The following is an 18,434-nucleotide window of genomic DNA, read 5'->3' as shown; positions in this document are numbered from 1 at the left end:
GCATATACCTTGAGAAAAAATCTTCAACATATCACTTTAAAGGCAAAAACTGAAGGCGCTAATTTGGATGTCGATAAACAAGAACCGTTTATCACTTCCGAAGGTATTCCGTTTAAACCTACTTATTCTAAAGTAGATCTTGAAGACTTAGAACATCTCGATTTTGCTGCAGGAATTCCACCGTATTTACGTGGCCCATACAGCACCATGTATGCTAAAAGACCTTGGACCATTAGGCAATATGCAGGTTTTTCTACAGCCGAAGACAGTAATGCATTTTACAAACGTAATTTAAAAGCTGGGCAAAAAGGACTTTCAGTAGCTTTTGATTTAGCTACACATCGTGGTTACGATTCTGATCACGAACGCGTCGTCGGTGATGTTGGAAAAGCAGGTGTTGCCATAGATTCGGTGGAAGATATGAAAATACTTTTCGACCAAATTCCGCTCGATAAAATTTCGGTTTCTATGACCATGAATGGCGCTGTTTTACCCATTATGGCCTTTTATATTGTGGCTGCAGAAGAACAAGGCGTAACACCAAACTTGCTTGCAGGCACAATCCAAAACGATATTTTAAAGGAGTTTATGGTGCGTAACACCTATATCTATCCTCCAAAACCATCGATGCAGATTATATCGGATATTTTTGAATATTCGAGCAAACACATGCCTAAATTTAATAGTATTAGCATTTCGGGCTACCACATGCAAGAAGCTGGTGCTACCTGCGATATTGAACTGGCTTACACTTTAGCCGATGGTTTAGAATACATTAGAAAAGGTCTAGATGCAGGCTTAGATATTGATACGTTTGCACCGAGATTATCCTTTTTTTGGGGAATTGGTATGAATCATTTTATGGAAATTGCTAAAATGCGTGCCGCTCGTATGTTGTGGGCCAAATTAGTAAAGCAATTCAATCCTAAAAATCCAAAATCATTATCATTACGGACACATTGTCAAACATCAGGTTGGAGTTTAACCGAACAAGATCCATTTAACAATGTCGCTAGAACAACTATTGAAGCTACCGCTGCAGTATTTGGAGGTACGCAAAGTTTGCACACCAATGCTTTAGATGAAGCTATTGCGCTACCAACCGATTTCTCGGCACGTATTGCAAGAAACACGCAAATCTATTTACAAGCAGAAACACAAATTACAAAAACGGTAGACCCTTGGGCTGGCAGTTATTTTATTGAAAAATTAACTGCCGATATCACAGAAAAAGCATGGACTTTAATTGAAGAAGTTGAAGCGCTTGGCGGCATGACAAAAGCCATTGAAGCGGGAATACCTAAACTTAGAATAGAAGAAGCTGCTGCTAGAAAACAAGCTAAAATAGATTCTAACCAAGATATTATTGTTGGTGTAAACCAATATGTTTTAGAGGAAGAAGCTCCAATTTCTACGCTAGAAGTCGATAATGAATCGGTTAGAAATTCTCAAATTGAACGCTTAAATACTATAAAGTCGAGCAGAAATTCTGAAAAAGTAAAAATAGCTTTAGAAAATTTATCTGAAGCGGCACGTACAGGAGAAAATAATTTATTAGCTTTAGCTATTGAAGCTGCAAGAGAACGTGCAACTTTAGGTGAAATTAGTGATGCCCTAGAAGTTCAATTCGGACGCTATAGAGCACAAACCAAATCTTTTTCTGGTGTGTATAGTAAAGCAATAAAAGACGATAAATCCTTTAAGAAAGCTCAAGAATTAGCCGATATTTTTGCTGAGCAAGATGGAAGACGCCCAAGAATTATGATTGCCAAAATGGGGCAAGATGGTCATGATCGTGGTGCTAAAGTTATAGCAACTAGTTATGCCGATATTGGTTTTGATGTTGATATTGGTCCGTTATTTCAAACACCCGCAGAAGTTGCTAAACAAGCCGTTGAAAACGATGTACACATTTTAGGTGTATCTTCTTTAGCTGCCGGACATAAAACCTTAGTACCACAAGTTATTGAAGCTTTAAAAAACTATAATCGTGACGACATTATGGTTATTGTTGGGGGTGTAATACCCAAACAAGATTATCAATTTTTATTTGATGCTGGTGCAATTGCTGTTTTTGGCCCAGGAACAAAAATTAGCGAAACAGCAATAAGAATTTTGGAGATTTTAATTGATTAAAATTTAACCTAAAAACTTCAATAACATGATTGCAAATACTATTGATGAGGTTATTGAACAATTAGAATACATCATTCAAGATTCTATTGTAGAAGAAAGCACACTTGGTTATTTTGCGGCTCTATACCAAAAAGTAACGATTACCGTAAAAAACAAATTAGGTACAAATTATTTCGATGATGATATACGCATGGAGAAATTAGATGTCATTTTCGCAAATCGCTATCTAACCGCTTATGCCAATTACAAAGAAGGCAAACCTATTTCTAAATCTTGGTTATCGGCCTTTACAACGGCAACACAATGGCGCCCAATAGTATTGCAGCATTTACTTTTAGGAATGAATGCACATATTAATTTAGACCTTGGTATCGCTGCAGCAGAAATAACAAATCCAAATACAATCAGTGATTTACAGGCCGATTTCAATAAAATTAACACCATTTTAAGTGCACTAGTTACTGAGGTTCTAGACGATTTGTCTCAAATTTGGCCGACACTAATAAAAATATTAAAATTCACGAATAAGGTGGACGATTTTTTAATAAACTTTAGCATGACTGTAGCTAGAGATGGCGCTTGGACATTTGCCAATGCTTTAGTAAACCAACCTAATGTGTTTTCCAAAGATCAGGCTATACTGCAACGCGACTTAGACATTACTGAGTTTTCAAAAACCATTACAAATCATAAATTCACAGTAAAAATGATACTTTTGGCCGCGAGAATTGGCGAACGTGGAAATGTTTCTGATAAAATTAAAACACTACTATAAATAAAGCATAAAAAAAGAACGACTAGCGTTCTTTATTCTTTAACATCTTTAAATACATGTTTTCTACTTTTGTACGTGCCCATGGCATTCTGCGCAAAAATTTTAAACTAGATTTCACAGATGGATTATCGGTAAAGCATTTTATTTTAATATTATACCCCATATACTCCCAACCATAATGCTCTACCAAATCGTTTATAATTTGTTCTAACTTTATACCATGTAACGGATTATTTGGTTGCGATTCCATCTACTAATGCTTTTATTTTAACTGCTTTTTCAAAATGATCCAGTTTATGGGTTTCAATCCACCAAGTAGCGGCTTCCATTAACAACTCCGGGTTATCATTCTTATTTTTAAAAAACGCATAAAAGGAAACTCCAACGGAGTCTCCTTTTGCTGCTATTTTTTTATCGCAAACTTCAATAATTTTATCTTTTAAAACCTGCTTCATCTTTTATTTACGTCTATCTGTATTACGTTTTGGACGCCTAGAATTACTGCTTTTATTGGAACTTTTACTAGAGTTTCCAGATTTATTAGATGATGGTCTAGAATTTCTATTTTGACGACCTTGCCCTTGTTTAATAGGTTGTGTAGATGCATTTGGGTCAGGCTCAAAACCTTCCAATACTTCCACAGGAAGCTTATTACCAATAAGTTTTTCGATGTCTCTTAAAAACGTAGTTTCATCTGCACTAACAAGCGATAAGGCAACACCATTGGCTCCTGCTCTACCCGTTCTACCAATTCTATGTACGTAATCTTCTGGAATGTTAGGGATTTCAAAATTGATAACATGTGGTAATAACGGAATATCCAATCCACGTGCAGCAATATCGGTAGCCACTAACACACGAATGCGTCCGCTTTTAAAACCAGCCAATGCTTTTGTACGTGCACCTTGACTTTTATTTCCATGAATGGCCGCCGCAGAAATTCCTGCTTTATCCAATTTCTCACAAAGTTTGTTTGAACCGTGTTTTGTACGCGCAAAAACTAAAACTTGCTTCCAATTTCCATCAGAAATTAATTTTATAATTAAAGGCGTTTTTAAACCTTTAGCCACACGATATACTTTTTGAGTAATCGCTTCTACAGCTGTATTCTCCGGAGTGGCTTCAACCTGAACCGGATGATTTAAAATACCATGAGCTAACTTTTTAATATCTTTAGAAAACGTCGCCGAGAACATTAAATTCTGGCGTTTTTCTGGCATCGATTTAATAACGCGCTCAATATCACGTAAAAACCCCATATCTAGCATACGGTCTGCTTCATCTAAAACAAAAATCTCCACACGTTTAAGTGATAGTAATCCTTGATTTTGCAAATCTAATAAACGTCCCGGAGTCGCTACTAAAACATCAATACCCTGACGAAGTGTTGCTACTTGTGGCTTCTGGTTTACACCACCAAAAATAACGGCACTACGTAAATTTAAAAACTCACTATATTCTCTAACATTAGCATAAACCTGCGCTGCTAACTCACGCGTTGGCGTTAAAATTAGGGCACGTATTGGTCTATACTTTTCTTTCGGATTTTCCGATAAAACATGTAAAAGTGGTAATGTAAAACCTGCTGTTTTCCCTGTTCCTGTTTGTGCCGAAGCTAAAACATCGTGACCTTCCAAAACTGGAGGAATCGCTTTTTCTTGAATTGGACTTGGGGTAGTGTATCCTTTTTTGCTAATTGCTTTTAGCAAGGCTTCGGATAAGCCTAAAGATTGAAATGACATATAAATTGTTTAGAAAGCTCTTTTTGCGAGCCGTTGAGATGACAATTTATGTAGTAAACACCATCTCCTTTTTATTAAGCCGCAAAGGTACACTTATTTTTTTCGTTGTTAGTTTATTTCTTTTTTTTAAACCAAAACGAGTAACTTCGTAATAAATTATCAAAACATTAAATTTTATATGAAAAAGGCCCTACTACTATTAGGATGCGTAATACTTTTATTTTCAAGCTGCCAAAAAGCAAAAAAACAAACCTCTTTAATGACTTATATTGAAGAACCACACTCGTTCGCTAAACCAAATGAAGCGGTTATCACGCATTTAGATTTAGATATAAAAGTCGATTTCGATACTGAAATTATTTCGGGAACAGCCTCTTATTTAATTAACAATAACGATGCCTCCGAAATTATTCTAGACTCAAAATTCTTAGAAATTGAAAAGGTACAAGCCGATGGCACAGACACTAATTTCAAATTAGGAGCTTTTGATTCTCAATTAGGAAACCCTTTAAAAATAGCAATAAAACCAGAGACTAAACGTATTACTGTTTTCTACAAAACCACAGACAAAACAGAAGCATTACAATGGTTAAAACCTCAACAAACAGCCGATAAAGCACAGCCATTTCTATTTACTCAAGGTCAAGCGATTTTAACTAGAACTTGGATCCCGATACAAGATAGCCCTCAAATTAGAGTAACATACAACGCAAAAGTAGCCGTGCCAGCACAACTTATGGCGGTTATGAGTGCTGAAAACCCTAAAACAAAAACTGCAGATGGTGTTTACAACTTTAAAATGACTCAACCCATTTCACCATATTTAATAGCCATTGCCGTTGGAGATATAGCTTATAAACCAATAAGTAACAGAACTGGTGTTTATGCTGAAAAATCGATGCTAGACAAAGCACATTTTGAATTTTCGGATATGGAAAACATGGTTGCTTCTGCAGAAAAACTATATGGTAAATATGCTTGGGAACAATTTGATGTTATTGTGTTGCCACCAAGTTTCCCATTTGGAGGTATGGAAAATCCACGTTTAACTTTTGCTACACCAACTGTAATTGCTGGCGATAAAAGTTTAACCTCACTTATTGCACACGAGTTGGCGCATTCATGGTCTGGAAACTTAGTAACCAATGCCACTTGGGACGATTTTTGGCTTAACGAAGGTTTTACCGTTTACTTTGAAATGCGTATTATGGAAGCGCTTTACGGAAAAGATCGCGCAAATATGTTGGCAAGAATAGGTCGACAAGATTTAGAAGAAGAACTAGAAGGTTTAAAAGATTCACCGAATGATACCAAACTAAAACTTGACCTTAACGGAAGAAATCCTGACGACGGCATGAACAGTATTGCTTATGATAAAGGGTACCTGTTTTTAAGAACTTTAGAAGAAACGGTTGGTCGTGAAAAATTTGATGTTTTCCTGAAAAATTATTTTGAATCTCATGCATTTTCAACAACCAACACTGAAAAATTCATCAAATATTTAAATGAAAATCTATTAGAAAAAAATGGTATAACGTTTAACACGGAAGAATGGATTTACCAACCAGGTATTCCTGAAAACCAAGCTATTATTGTTTCTGATAAATTTGAACAAGTTGAAAGTATAGTCCAAGATTTTGTTAAAACAAACAACATCGATCAGGAAAAAACAAATAATTGGACGCCTCAAGAATGGGTACATTTTGTTCGTAATTTCCCTGAAGACATGAATACTGAACAGATGCAATTACTGGATAGCACGTTCAATTTAACCAACTCTAACAACTCTTACATTGCTATGGTTTGGTACGAGCAAGCTATCAATCATGATTATCATGGTAATAATGTAGATGAAAAGATTGAAACTTTTTTAACCGAAGTTGGTCGCCGTTGGTATGTTTCAACTATTTATAAAGCTTTTAAAAGAAATAATAAAACCGATGACGCTTTAGTGATTTACAAAAAAGCTCGTAACAATTATCATTCAGTTACTGTGAACACTATTGATGCTATGTTGGGGTTTGTTTCTGAATAACACTCTCAAGTCATATCGACGTGAGGAGATATATCATAACAGTGAGCTAAAAAACTTGTGTGATGTCTCCATGCGTCGACATAACAACAATACTCGTAACAATAAAAAAAGATTACACTTCCCCTTTCAGAATTTTATAAACCAAGGCTTTAGTTGGTTTTTGGCCGTTAATTTTAGATTTAACGGTATCGAAAGTCATTTTAAAATCACAACCTGATTTATAAGCAGTACAACCATAAGCTGTTTTTCCTTTTAAAACCTTACCTACATTACATTTTGGGCAAGTTAAAACATCAGAATCTCCTTCTGCTGTCGCTGCTGCTTTTTCTGTTTTTTCAACTTTTACTTTCGGTTCTAATTTCAACTTGAAATCATCATCAAAACGTAGCAAACCCTCCACAGTTCCTGCTTCGGTTTTAAAACCTTTCAAATTTACTGTAGATCCTTTTTGAAGCAAACGTATAAATTGTTTTTCAGATATTTTTTTATTACCAAAACTAAAAGGTAAAACAAATTTACAGCCGTCTTTATAAGCACTACAGCCATAAGCTGTTTTTCCTTTTAAAAGCTGACCTTTTTTACATTTTGGACAAACCTCAGCCATAATACCGGCTTGCTTTTTAACAGTTGCCTTTGCTGCACGGTTTTTAACCACATTAGCTTGTGAAATATTGGCACGTTTAGTTTCGCTTCTTACCTCGTAAACCAAGGCATCTACCATGCGTTTCATGTTTTTTATAAACGCTCCGGCACTATACGTCCCTTTTTCAATATCTTTTAATTGTTTCTCCCAAGATCCTGTGAGCTCGGCAGATTTCAACAATTCATTCTGAATAGTGTCTATCAACAAAATACCCGTAACTGTTGGTAATACTTGCTTTTTATTACGTTTTATGTATTTTCTTTTAAAAAGTGTTTCAATAATATTGGCTCGTGTAGATGGTCTACCAATACCATTTTCTTTCATTAAATCTCTTAACTCTTCATCGTCCACTTGTTTACCCGCTGTTTCCATGGCACGTAATAAAGTTGCCTCCGTAAACTGATTTGGTGGTTTGGTTTCCTTTTCTAAAAACGATGGCTCATGCGGTCCTTTTTCACCTTTGACAAAGGTTGGTAAAATTCCAGATTCTTTTTCTTTAGCGTTCGGGTTTTCAAAAACAACGCGCCAACCTTTCTCTAAAATTTCTTTTCCTGTGGTTTTAAAAACAACGTCGGCCGCACTTCCTAAAACAGTAGTGTTAGACACGATACACTCATCATAAAAAACAGCAATAAAACGTTTTACAATAATATCGTAAACCTGTTGCTGATTGTACTGCAGATTAATTTGAATTCCTGTTGGAATAATAGCGTGGTGATCGGTTACTTTTTTATCGTTAAAAACCTTAGTAGACTTCTTTATTTTCTTCCCTAAAAGCGGTTGCGTTAAAGTGGAATAATTCGTTAACTTCTGAAGTATACCAGGTACTTTTGGATACACATCGTTTGGTAAAAAAGTGGTATCTACTCTTGGATAAGTTACTACTTTTTGCTCATATAATTTCTGAACAATTTTTAAAGTTTCGTCTGCAGAAAATCCAAATTTCGTATTACAATATACTTGTAAGCCTGTTAAATCGAACAGTTTTGGCGCGTATTCCTTACCTTTCTTTTTAGTGGTAGATTGTATTTCGAATTCACTCTCCTTTACCTTATTAGCCATAGATTCACCATCTTCTTTTTTAAGAAAACGACCTTCCTCGTAACTAAATAATGTTTCACGATACAGTGTTTGTAATTCCCAATACGGTTGTGGTTTAAAATTTTCAATATCTTTAAAACGCCCCACTACCATGGCTAAAGTTGGTGTTTGTACTCGACCAACAGATAGCACTTGTTTATAACCGCCATGTTTTACGGTATATAAGCGTGTAGCATTCATCCCTAAAAGCCAATCGCCTATGGCTCTAGAAAACCCTGCATAGTATAGATTATCGTAATCTTCAGAAGGTTTTAAATTCTGAAATCCTTCTTTTATGGCTTCCGTTGTTAATGATGATATCCACAAACGTTCTACTTTACCTTTATACTCAGCTTCGTTCATCACCCAGCGCTGTATAAGCTCTCCTTCTTGCCCGGCATCACCGCAGTTTATTACAACATCGGCTTTATCAAATAAACTTTTTACAATTCTAAATTGCTTTTGAATACCATCATTCGCAACCACTTTGGTTTCAAATTTTTCTGGCAACATGGGTAAATTATTCAAATCCCAACTTTTCCAATAAGGCTTATAGTCGTTAGGTTCTTTAAGCGTGCAAAGGTGTCCAAAAGTATAAGTTACCGCATAACCATTGCCTTCATAATACCCATCGCGTTTAGTATTTGCTCCTAGAACGGTAGCAATTTCGCGGGCAACACTTGGTTTTTCAGCTATACAGACTTTCACTTATTTGGCTTTAAAATAGAAGGTGCAAAATAAGGATTTTGCATGGTATTCAAAGCGCCTTTTATAACGAGTTATTAACGAATTTAAATGCTCGTAAAAGATATTATCTTTAAATTTGTTGTATCAAACCATGATTTTGACCTTAATTGTTTTAAGGCTAAATATTTATATTAAAACACCCTCATTATTTTAAACCAACAAATCACTGAATTCAGGGATATTAATACTTGCTACAAAGCCTAAATTTGCGAATGCCTTTTAAGTTACAAAACATAATTGCATATTTATTTTTATGCTACTGCACTATTGGTTTGACGCAAACACAGACTTCTATAGAATTAGAAGACAAAAAAGTGGATGAACTATACCACCATTTTAATTCTGGTTCGGCAAAAAAAGCGTACAAAGAAGCTCATCAATTTTTAAAAAAATTTAAAACCAATAAAGCCATTGCAAATACCAATTTACTACTGGCCTATTACCATAATAACTACGCAGAAATAGACTCTTCTATTTATTACACTAACCAAGCTCTTGCTCATAAATCTATTGTTAACGACTCTTTAGCCAACCGGCTAACCATATTAGCATACCAGTTATTGGCTCTAAACAACAAAAACAAAGGTTTATATCACGAAAGTAAAAAATGGCACATTAAAGGCGCCGAACTCAGCGAAAAACATAACGAAACAAATCTTTACTATTCACATATACACGGGTTAGCAAGTACTTACATTGCTCTAAACAAAACACAAGAAGCTAAAGAGCTTTTTGAGAAATGCATTAAACACTCTAAGGACGCCGAAATTATTTTAGGAAGCTATATAAATCTAGGCTCTATTTACTCATCATTTTCTCAATATCAATTATCTAATATTTACTTACAGAAAGCCAAAGCTATTTGTGAAAAAGACAATAGCAAACAACAAGCTTTAGTAAATGTTATTATTAATATAGGCGATAATTACGTAAACAATGGCGAGATTGATCAAGCTATTTACACCTATGGTGAAGCTAAAAAAATAAGTATTAAAAATAATTTTTATAATTTAGAGCTTATCATATCTGATAAATTAGGCACAGTATTTTACAATCAAAAAAGAAATAATGAAGCCATTTTAATCTATGCAAATACCTTAACAAAAGCTATTAACTCTGACGCTTTAAACATTCAAATGAATAGTTATTTGATGTTAGAAAAACTAGCAGCCCGAAAAGAAGATTATAGCACGGCCTACACATACAGTAAGCGCTACTCCAGAATAAAAGACTCAATAGATAATCTGCAAACAAAAGAAGAGATTAACCGCTTAGAAGTTAAGTTTGAAACGCTTGAAAAAGAAAAGACAATAAAGCTATTAAAAATAGAAAACTTAAATAAAAGTTTAAACATAAAAAACAAAGATGCTGCCATAGAAAAGTACGAACTTCAAAAAGCTATTATTGCTAAACAAAATGAAAATGAAGTTTTACAATTACAAAATCGCGCAGAAAAACGAAAGAGCGAAATAGCCATACTTAAAGAAAAAGAGCAATTAAAGGCCTTAGAATTAGATAGAGAAAAAACCATAAAACATATTGTGCTTGGTGCCTTTTTCATTTTACTAGTACCCACTATTGGTTTATTGGTTATTTACTATCAAAAATTACAAGCTCAGAGTTTACTTAACCTAAAGGAAAAAGAGGTTAACGCACAGCGCGTTAATTCGTTGAAAAAAGATCAGGAAATAAAAATTATAAAAGCGTCTATTAGAGGACAAGATTTAGAACGAAAAAAGATTGCTCAAGAAATGCACGATAGCATTGGTGGAAATTTAGCAGCGATAAAATTACAGTTCAGTCAGCTTTCTAACCACCCAGATAAAGCGCAATTAATCTACAGCCAACTCGATGATACTTACGAGCAAGTTAGAAACTTATCGCATAATTTATTACCAAAAAAAATTAGAGAAAATGACTTTGTATCTTTAATTACAGAATATATAAAAACCGTACAAGAGGCGAGCAACATAAAAATTAATATTCATTTTTATGATGAAGAAAAAATAAACACACTAAACAAAATATTGCAAAACGAGTTGTTTTCTATTTTTCAGGAATTAACAACCAACACGCTCAAATATGCCGACGCCGACACTATAGATATTCAATTAGATTTACTAAACTCTTGTATCTTTTTTATGTATGAAGATAACGGCAAAGGCTTTGATGTATCTGTAACTACTCTAGGTATTGGCTTAACCAATATTAAGAACCGAGTAAACGATTACGATGGCACATTACATATTGACTCTAAAATAAACAGAGGCACAAGTATTAATATAGAAATCCCCTTAGAACAAAAATAAATGAAGCATAACCTTATTATTGCCGACGACCATAAAATGTTTTTAGATGGCTTATTAAGTATTCTTAAAACAGAAAGCAATTACAATATTATATTTACAGCTAAGCATGGTGGCCATGTGCAAAAATATATATCGATAAATACCGAAGAACAAATCGATTTAGTTATTACCGATGTTACCATGCCCGAAGTAGATGGCATTACTTTAAATAAATGGATTAAAGAAAACCATAGAACCATAAAAACACTGGTAGTAAGCATGCATAACACACCAGAAATTATTGATGATTTAATAGAAAGCAATGTAGATGGCTACCTTCAAAAAAACGCACAAAAGGAAGAATTTCTAAAAGCCATTGAAACTATTTTGGGAGGGGAAAAGTATTTTTCAAAAGAAATAAAAGATATTTATCTTCAAAATAAGTTTGAAAAAAATAAAGAAAAAGAGATTAAACTAACAAAGCGCGAAGTTGAAGTAATCTCTTTAATTGCAGAAGAATTCACCACTCAAGAAATAGCAGATAAACTCTTTTTAAGCAAACACACTATTGAGAGTTACAGAAAAAACTTAATTACTAAACTTAATGTTAGAAACCTTGCTGGCCTTACCAAATACGCTATAAAAAAAGGTTACGTTTCATCTTAATAATAAAACACTAATTATAATATAATACTAAGGCGCTTTTTTAAAGCGTCTTTTTTTATGCGTAAAATCTCCTTAGCACTATTAAACACACTCTAACTCTATTTAATAAGCTCAATTTTGACTTTTCATCTAAAAAACTTCATAAACACAAAAAAAACAGCAACAACAAACAACTAAAAATCAACCAACTAAAACAAAACACCCTGTTTTCAGGGTATTGATTTTCACCTAATACGGGGTTATTCTAGGGCTTCTATTGCTATACTTTTGTACAAGAAAATAAGACACATGGTAAGTTAAAAACAAACAAAACCTTAACATGCTTATTATAAGAAAAACAAATAAAAATTAACTTTTAAAAATCAAAATTATGACTTTCGGAATTACATTAATCTTATTAAGTATCATTGCAGTACCTTCTTTATTACTTTCAAAAAAACCTAACGCAAAAGAACTTTTAGACAAAATAGAACCTTACCAAGGTTGGATTGGAATTATTTTTTGTTTCTACGGTGTTTGGGGTATTATCTTTTCAATTTTAAACTTAGGTTGGATTACAACTTTCCCAATCTGGTGGGTAACATTACTAGCAGGTAGTCTTGTGCAAGCTGTTTTAGGTTTTATGTTAGGATTTAGCCTAATTAACAAATTTGTTTTATCTAAAAATGAAGCTGCAAAAGAAAAAGCAGTAGCACTTAGAGAGAAATTAGCACCAAAACAAGGTAAACTTGGTATTGTAGGTTTATTCGTAGGTACCTGGATGATAGTAGCTTCTATATTATTCTTCTAAAAAGTTAAAAATTAATTTAGATTATCATGAAAAAACTCATCTATTTAGTAGCTTTATTCTGTACAATTCCCCTAATTTCGCAAGAGCAAAGCAACACTATTTCTGTTATTGGTGAAACAGAAAAGACCATAATCGACCAAAATTACACCGTTATAATTGCCTTGCAACAAATAATGGTTTATGATGGACAAGTGGAAGTGGAAGCCACATCTTTAGAAGATGTAACACGCAATTACATCAAAAAATTAGATGAAGCAGGTATAGACTTTAGTAGGTTTAGAAGAAACACCTATTATGAGCTAGCCATGTCTTACGGACAAAACAGAGAAACGGCATATTATTATTTAAAAACAACCAATAAGGATGAAGCTAGAAAAATAATAAACTTAAAAGCGTCTGGCGTATCGGTTGCTAGTAGTGAAGTGGAACCTAAAAAATTAACCGATAAAGAATTGGCAGCACTTTCAACAAAAGCCATTGAAAATGCCAGAGAAAAAGCAGAACTTATAGCTAAAAAATTAAATAAAACTATAGGTGAAATTGTAAGCATTTCAGATCAAAACACAAACATGCAGTATATTCAAAGTTATGGCACTACAAGTTTACAACCTCATAGTGTCACTGTAGCTTTCGAACTAAAATAAAAAGGATGTCTATTATTAACAAATTTCAATTTTAAAAAAACATGAAAATTAAATTAGCCGCATTATCAATATTTGCTTTCTGTGCAATATTTAACGCAGAAGCACAAAAATTAAAAAAGTTTGGAAGTTCTATTGAAAAGAAAATCGGACCAAAAACTATTAAAGTACCTTACACAGATGTAATATCTTATTTAGGATATGCTTCTGCAGGAAATGAAGATGAAGTTGTAGATGGTAAAAAGTTCTACTACATTTATTTATGGGTTCCTGCTGTTGCTCCAGAATTAGGAGTTAGAATGCTTTCTCCTGTAGCTAAAACAAAAATTAAAGATGCAATAGAGTCTGCGGCTTACACAGAAAATGCTTCTTCTAGCGATTATTTTGATACTTACATCACTTTAGAACGTTCTACTATTTTCACAAAAGAAAATATTACTGAAGAAGCTGCTAAAAACGCAACTTGGACAAGACTTGCGAGTAACGATGACAGTAGCGAAATGCCTAAGCAACCAAGCGGAAGCAGCTACAACTCTTTATTAAGATACAAAAGTGAAGTTGGAAGCCCAACAAAAGCTTTAACTGCTGGTTTATACAGAATTGGTTTTACAACTTACAAAACAGGTGAAGTTAAAGGAACATTTTTAGCAGAAGTTGCAGCTCCAGTAAAATTACCAGGTGTTGTTATGGCCAAAACTATTGCAGAATTAAAAAAAGGACTATAATACAAAATTACAGACATCCTTTTTCTTAACTTAATTAAGCATCTCTTTTAAAAGAGATGCTTTTTTTATTTTAAAACCCACCAAAAGAAAGTTAAAAATTACATCTATAAACCGAATTTAAAACACACTTTGTAAGCTATTGTAATCATAAATATTTCAAGTATTTTCATAACTCACCAATAAACCAGCGACTTACAAATTACACAACATCACTAAGCTTTTTTTATCTATTTTAGTAATCCCTAAGAACACTAAATAATGAAAAAGATCCCTCTGGCATTACTATTATGCCTGGTAAACTATTGCCAAATTTTTTCTCAAGTTGGTATCGGTACCACAACTCCAGATCCATCATCGATCTTAGAAATTAATTCTCAAACACAAGGTCTTTTACTACCTAGAATGACCTTAACAGAAAGAAATGCTATTGCAGCTCCTGCCGAAGGTTTGTTTATTTACAATCTAGACAGCAAGTGCTTTCAATATTACAAAGGTACAGCTTGGTCGGGTTGTTTAGGAGAATCTCCAACCAATGCTTTAGAATGTAGTTCTCCAGCATCTAATGGCGGGTATGCTATAGGTACACCCCTAACAAGCGCGAACACCATTACGGTAGATGTTCTTGTTAATTCAATAGAAACTTACAACATAAGTACAAATACCGTTAATGGTTATAGCTTTTCTGCCTCAGGAGTCTTTAGTGCTATTGGCCTAAATACCATTACGCTTTCGGGATCTGGAACCCCAATAGCCGAACAAACCGATAGCTTTACTATCACTTATACAGAAAAAGGAGACACCTGTAATATAAATATAGGCGTTACATCTGTTTTATCGAGTTGCCTGGCATACCTTAATGCAGGCTCCACAACCGATGGCATATATTCTGTAGACCCAGATGGAAGCGGTCCAAACCCTGCCTACGATTGCTATTGCGATATGACAAACGACGGAGGCGGATGGACCTTAGTATTTAACCACAATACCGCAGGTGGTTATTGGACAAACGACGCAGAAGCCAGCGAATTTAACGTCGCATCCCCAGGCTTAACTACTAATAAATATTCTATTTTAAGTAAACTAGACGAAATTAAAAGCGCCGCAGCCTACGAGTTTAGAATATATTACCCAACCTTAGGCTTAAGAAACCATTGGAGCCAAACCTTCGACCCAAGAACAAGTGCTTCAACAATTAGACCTGTAACTGGTTACAACGCAATTAATATTGATATGACTAATAATAGTTGGGGAGGTTTAGAGCTATCAGGAGGTAGTACTTATTTAGACGGCTCAGTAAATAGCGGAAGCTGGTTTTACTCTATAGGTAGTGTTAACCCATGGGGCGGAGGCATTCCATCAAACAGCACTGCAGTAAATCATGTTCAATTATTTATTCGTTAAATCCAAATATTACATTTACACTTAGTTATTTCTTTTTTAAGAAGGCTATCTTTGCAGCATGCAAACCAAAGCCCTTTTTATAACACCACCGTTTACGCAATTAAACACAGCATATCCAGCAACAGCTTATTTAAAAGGCTTTCTGGAAATACACGATATAACTGTGCCACATTGCGATTTAAGCATTGAGCTATTTACGGCTGTTTTTAAAAGTGATTTTTTGCGCGCCATGTTTACGGAAGCAAAAGCTTTGGGTAATTATAATTACCCTGAAGTTAGTAAAATGAAATCACTCTACATCTCTAGAGTAGATACCGTTATTGCTTTTTTACAAAAGCATGATATTGAAACAGCTTATAAAATTTTAAAAGCCGATTTTTTACCACAAGGTCATCGTTTAAAACATGTTAACACCAAAATTGAATGGGCAGCAGGCGATCTAGGTATTATAGACAAAGCCAAACATTACGCTACACTTTTTATTGAAGAAATAGGCGATTTTATACAAGCCAACGTCGACGAGTTTTTTGCGTTCACCAAATACGCCGAGCAAATAGCTACATCAGCAAGTAGTTTCAATCAATTAGACGAGTTTTTAAGTTATCAGCCTACACTTATCGAAGAGCAAATGCTCGATATTTTAGTGGCTCAAATTGAAAATCACAATCCAAATTTAGTTTGTTTTACTATTCCCTTTCCAGGGAATTTATTCGCAGCCTTACGCTGTGCACAATTTATTAAGCAACTTTTTCCAGATATTCATGTGGCTTTTGGAGGCGGATATTGCAACACCGAATTACGCTCACTAGAAGATCCTAGAATTTTTGAATTTGTCGATTTTATATCTCTCGATGATGGCGAAGGCCCGTTATTAAAAATGGTAAACTATCTCGATGGCAACATCGGTATCGACCAACTAGAGCGCACATTTGTTCTAGAAAACAATAAGGTGGTTTATAAAAACAAGATTCCAAATACCATTTATCACCACAAAAATCTTCCTGCACCAAATTATTCAGGATTACCGTATAATAAATACGTCTCTTTTTTAGACGTTGTAAATCCCATGCATCGTATGTGGACCGATGCCCGATGGAATAAACTAACCATTTCTCATGGATGCTACTGGAAACAATGCTCCTTTTGCGATGTTAGCCTAGACTATATTGGCAATTACCAAAATACAACCGCTGTAGATTTAGTCAATAAAATCGAGAAAATAATAAAAGACACCGGCATTACAGGCTTCCATTTTGTAGACGAAGCTGCACCACCAAAAATGTTACGCGCGCTATCGAAAGAGCTTATAAAAAGAAATCTAGAGATTACGTGGTGGACAAACATTAGGTTCGAAAAAACATTCGATTTCGACTTATGCCAAATCATGGCACAATCAGGTTGTATAGCCGTAACCGGCGGACTAGAAGTAGCCTCAGACCGTTTATTATCTAAAATGAAAAAAGGTGTGGATATTGCACAAGTTACCCGAGTAACACACCATTTTTCACAAAACAATATCATGGTTCACGCCTATCTCATGTATGGATTTCCAACCCAAACCGAGCAAGAAACCATCGATTCTCTAGAGGTCGTAAGGCAATTATTCGAGAGAAACTGTATACAATCGGCATTTTGGCACCAATTTACAACCACAATACACAGCCCAATTGGTCAAAACCCAGAAGCCTTTAGTATCCAAATAACAGGCCCAATTTTCGAAGGTTTTGCACAAAACGATCTGTACCATAAAGACGTACAAGGCGCCGATCATCCTAAATACACAAAAGGTCTAAACTTGGCATTACACAACTATTTAAACAATGCCGGACTCCAAGATAGCTTACAAAATTGGTTCGATTTCCCAATACCTCCAACAAGTCATTCTAAAGGTTTAATAGAAAGTTTTTTAGAAGAATTGGCTATAAAATAATTGGGCGTTACCCGAAAAGGGTCGGGCTTTACGTTACAAGTCCTCGCACCTCCTTTGTCGGGCTGTGGGCTTTTCTCTGCAATCCCTTACGCGGAAAAAACTACTGAGGTTTAACTTTATCTAAAAATTTGTTTTTGTTTAAGCTCGTCCTTGAGTAGATTTTTCACATTCTCTAAATCTATAACGCGATATCTCCTTGCGGCGACATAACAGATACAATCAAAACATATAAACCTTACAAAACTCACTTCTCAACCACAATACCATAACTCATTAAAAGGCCTTCAATGCCTTCCAAAGAAAACTTAGCGCCTTTAATTTTATTTCTTTCAGGGTGAATATTATAATTAATAGCTTTTCGGAAATCTGCTTTTTCTAAATTAGTATTTTCGAAAGTAGCACCTTGAAAATCACAATCATCAAAAGCGCAACGACTTAAATTAGCCTCAGTAAATTCCACACTCTGAAGTTTAGAATTAATCATTTTAGTATAACTTAAATCTACTTGATAAAAGGAAGAGTGATTAAGCTGGCAGTTTTCAATATACAATGCAAATCCAAAAGAATTACAACTTTCAAAATGCACACCCAAAACTTTACATCCTAAAAGTTTAACATCCTGAAACGATGAACTTGTTAGGTTTGCCGAACTAAAATTGCAATCTATAAACTCGCACTCTAAAAATCTAACTTCCGATAAAAACCCTTCAGAAAAATTACAATTCTTAAACGTACAATATTCGTAATCGCCTTTTGGAATTCGATTTACGGAATAATCTTGTTTATCGAAAATTTCATCTTCAAATAAAGGTGCGGACATCATTTATAAAAATTT

The 18,434-nt window shown here is 34.5% G+C and carries 15 protein-coding genes; 10 read left to right on the top strand and 5 right to left on the bottom strand.

Annotation, left to right across the window (positions count from 1 at the left end):
• Nucleotides 1-9 precede the first annotated feature (9 nt).
• Together scpA and BM246_RS13025 are read left to right on the top strand one after the other, a co-directional pair.
• Nucleotides 10-2,136, top strand: a complete 2,127-nt coding sequence (gene scpA / locus BM246_RS13030) for a methylmalonyl-CoA mutase (protein ID WP_074938477.1) — start codon at nucleotides 10-12, stop codon at nucleotides 2,134-2,136.
• A 25-nt stretch (nucleotides 2,137-2,161) separates the two neighbouring features.
• Nucleotides 2,162-2,911 (top strand): DUF5995 family protein, encoded by a 750-nt coding sequence (locus BM246_RS13025; protein ID WP_042497881.1) that lies wholly within the window; start codon nucleotides 2,162-2,164, stop codon nucleotides 2,909-2,911.
• Nucleotides 2,912-2,933: 22 nt separating this feature from the next.
• Here BM246_RS13025 and BM246_RS13020 read toward each other — a convergent pair whose 3' ends face one another.
• Genes BM246_RS13020 through BM246_RS13010 form a run of 3 tightly spaced genes read right to left on the bottom strand, consistent with a single transcriptional unit; the run spans nucleotide 2,934 to nucleotide 4,653 of the window.
• A complete protein-coding gene (locus tag BM246_RS13020; RefSeq protein WP_042497878.1) occupies nucleotides 2,934-3,161 on the bottom strand; it encodes a VF530 family protein in 228 nt (75 codons plus the stop codon).
• A complete protein-coding gene (locus tag BM246_RS13015) occupies nucleotides 3,142-3,366 on the bottom strand; it encodes a DUF6500 family protein (protein WP_042497875.1) in 225 nt (74 codons plus the stop codon). Before BM246_RS13015 ends, BM246_RS13020 begins: the two co-directional genes overlap by 20 nt.
• Before the next feature lie 3 nt (nucleotides 3,367-3,369).
• Entirely contained in the window at nucleotides 3,370-4,653 is a 1,284-nt protein-coding gene (locus BM246_RS13010) for a DEAD/DEAH box helicase (protein WP_074938475.1), read from the bottom strand.
• A gap of 178 nt (nucleotides 4,654-4,831) precedes the next feature.
• Between BM246_RS13010 and BM246_RS13005 the strand changes: the two genes are divergently transcribed.
• A complete protein-coding gene (locus BM246_RS13005; protein ID WP_074938473.1) occupies nucleotides 4,832-6,688 on the top strand; it encodes a M1 family metallopeptidase in 1,857 nt (618 codons plus the stop codon).
• A 112-nt stretch (nucleotides 6,689-6,800) separates the two neighbouring features.
• On the opposite strand, the gene BM246_RS13000 is transcribed toward BM246_RS13005, so the two are convergent.
• Nucleotides 6,801-9,119, bottom strand: coding sequence for a type IA DNA topoisomerase (locus BM246_RS13000; RefSeq protein WP_074938470.1), 2,319 nt, complete (start codon nucleotides 9,117-9,119; stop codon nucleotides 6,801-6,803).
• A 251-nt stretch (nucleotides 9,120-9,370) separates the two neighbouring features.
• Between BM246_RS13000 and BM246_RS12995 the strand changes: the two genes are divergently transcribed.
• The 7 genes from BM246_RS12995 (at nucleotide 9,371) to BM246_RS12965 (ending at nucleotide 17,599) form a co-directional block, all read left to right on the top strand.
• Nucleotides 9,371-11,467: a tetratricopeptide repeat-containing sensor histidine kinase gene (locus tag BM246_RS12995; RefSeq protein WP_074938468.1), complete on the top strand. Its 2,097-nt coding sequence runs from the start codon at nucleotides 9,371-9,373 to the stop codon at nucleotides 11,465-11,467.
• Entirely contained in the window at nucleotides 11,468-12,112 is a 645-nt protein-coding gene (locus tag BM246_RS12990; RefSeq protein WP_074938466.1) for a response regulator transcription factor, read from the top strand.
• Nucleotides 12,113-12,482: 370 nt separating this feature from the next.
• Nucleotides 12,483-12,902, top strand: coding sequence for a hypothetical protein (locus BM246_RS12985; RefSeq protein ID WP_074938464.1), 420 nt, complete (start codon nucleotides 12,483-12,485; stop codon nucleotides 12,900-12,902).
• 26 nt (nucleotides 12,903-12,928) lie between these two features.
• Nucleotides 12,929-13,546, top strand: coding sequence for an SIMPL domain-containing protein (locus tag BM246_RS12980; RefSeq protein ID WP_074938462.1), 618 nt, complete (start codon nucleotides 12,929-12,931; stop codon nucleotides 13,544-13,546).
• Between the two features lie 41 nt (nucleotides 13,547-13,587).
• Nucleotides 13,588-14,268: a Lipl32 family lipoprotein gene (locus BM246_RS12975; protein ID WP_042506272.1), complete on the top strand. Its 681-nt coding sequence runs from the start codon at nucleotides 13,588-13,590 to the stop codon at nucleotides 14,266-14,268.
• 258 nt (nucleotides 14,269-14,526) lie between these two features.
• Nucleotides 14,527-15,669 carry a fibrinogen-like YCDxxxxGGGW domain-containing protein gene (locus BM246_RS12970; RefSeq protein WP_074938460.1) on the top strand — a complete coding sequence of 381 codons (1,143 nt, stop codon included), beginning with the start codon at nucleotides 14,527-14,529 and terminating at the stop codon, nucleotides 15,667-15,669.
• A 58-nt stretch (nucleotides 15,670-15,727) separates the two neighbouring features.
• Nucleotides 15,728-17,599, top strand: coding sequence for a B12-binding domain-containing radical SAM protein (locus BM246_RS12965; RefSeq protein WP_074938458.1), 1,872 nt, complete (start codon nucleotides 15,728-15,730; stop codon nucleotides 17,597-17,599).
• A 244-nt stretch (nucleotides 17,600-17,843) separates the two neighbouring features.
• Here the strand turns inward: BM246_RS12965 and BM246_RS12960 are convergent, their stop codons facing one another.
• Entirely contained in the window at nucleotides 17,844-18,422 is a 579-nt protein-coding gene (locus BM246_RS12960; RefSeq protein WP_227805829.1) for a pentapeptide repeat-containing protein, read from the bottom strand.
• Nucleotides 18,423-18,434 lie beyond the last annotated feature (12 nt).

Source organism: Algibacter lectus (genome assembly GCF_900112395.1).
In the GTDB taxonomy this organism is placed as follows: Bacteria; Bacteroidota; Bacteroidia; order Flavobacteriales; family Flavobacteriaceae; genus Algibacter; species Algibacter lectus.
This window is presented reverse-complemented; position numbering and strand designations above follow the sequence as displayed.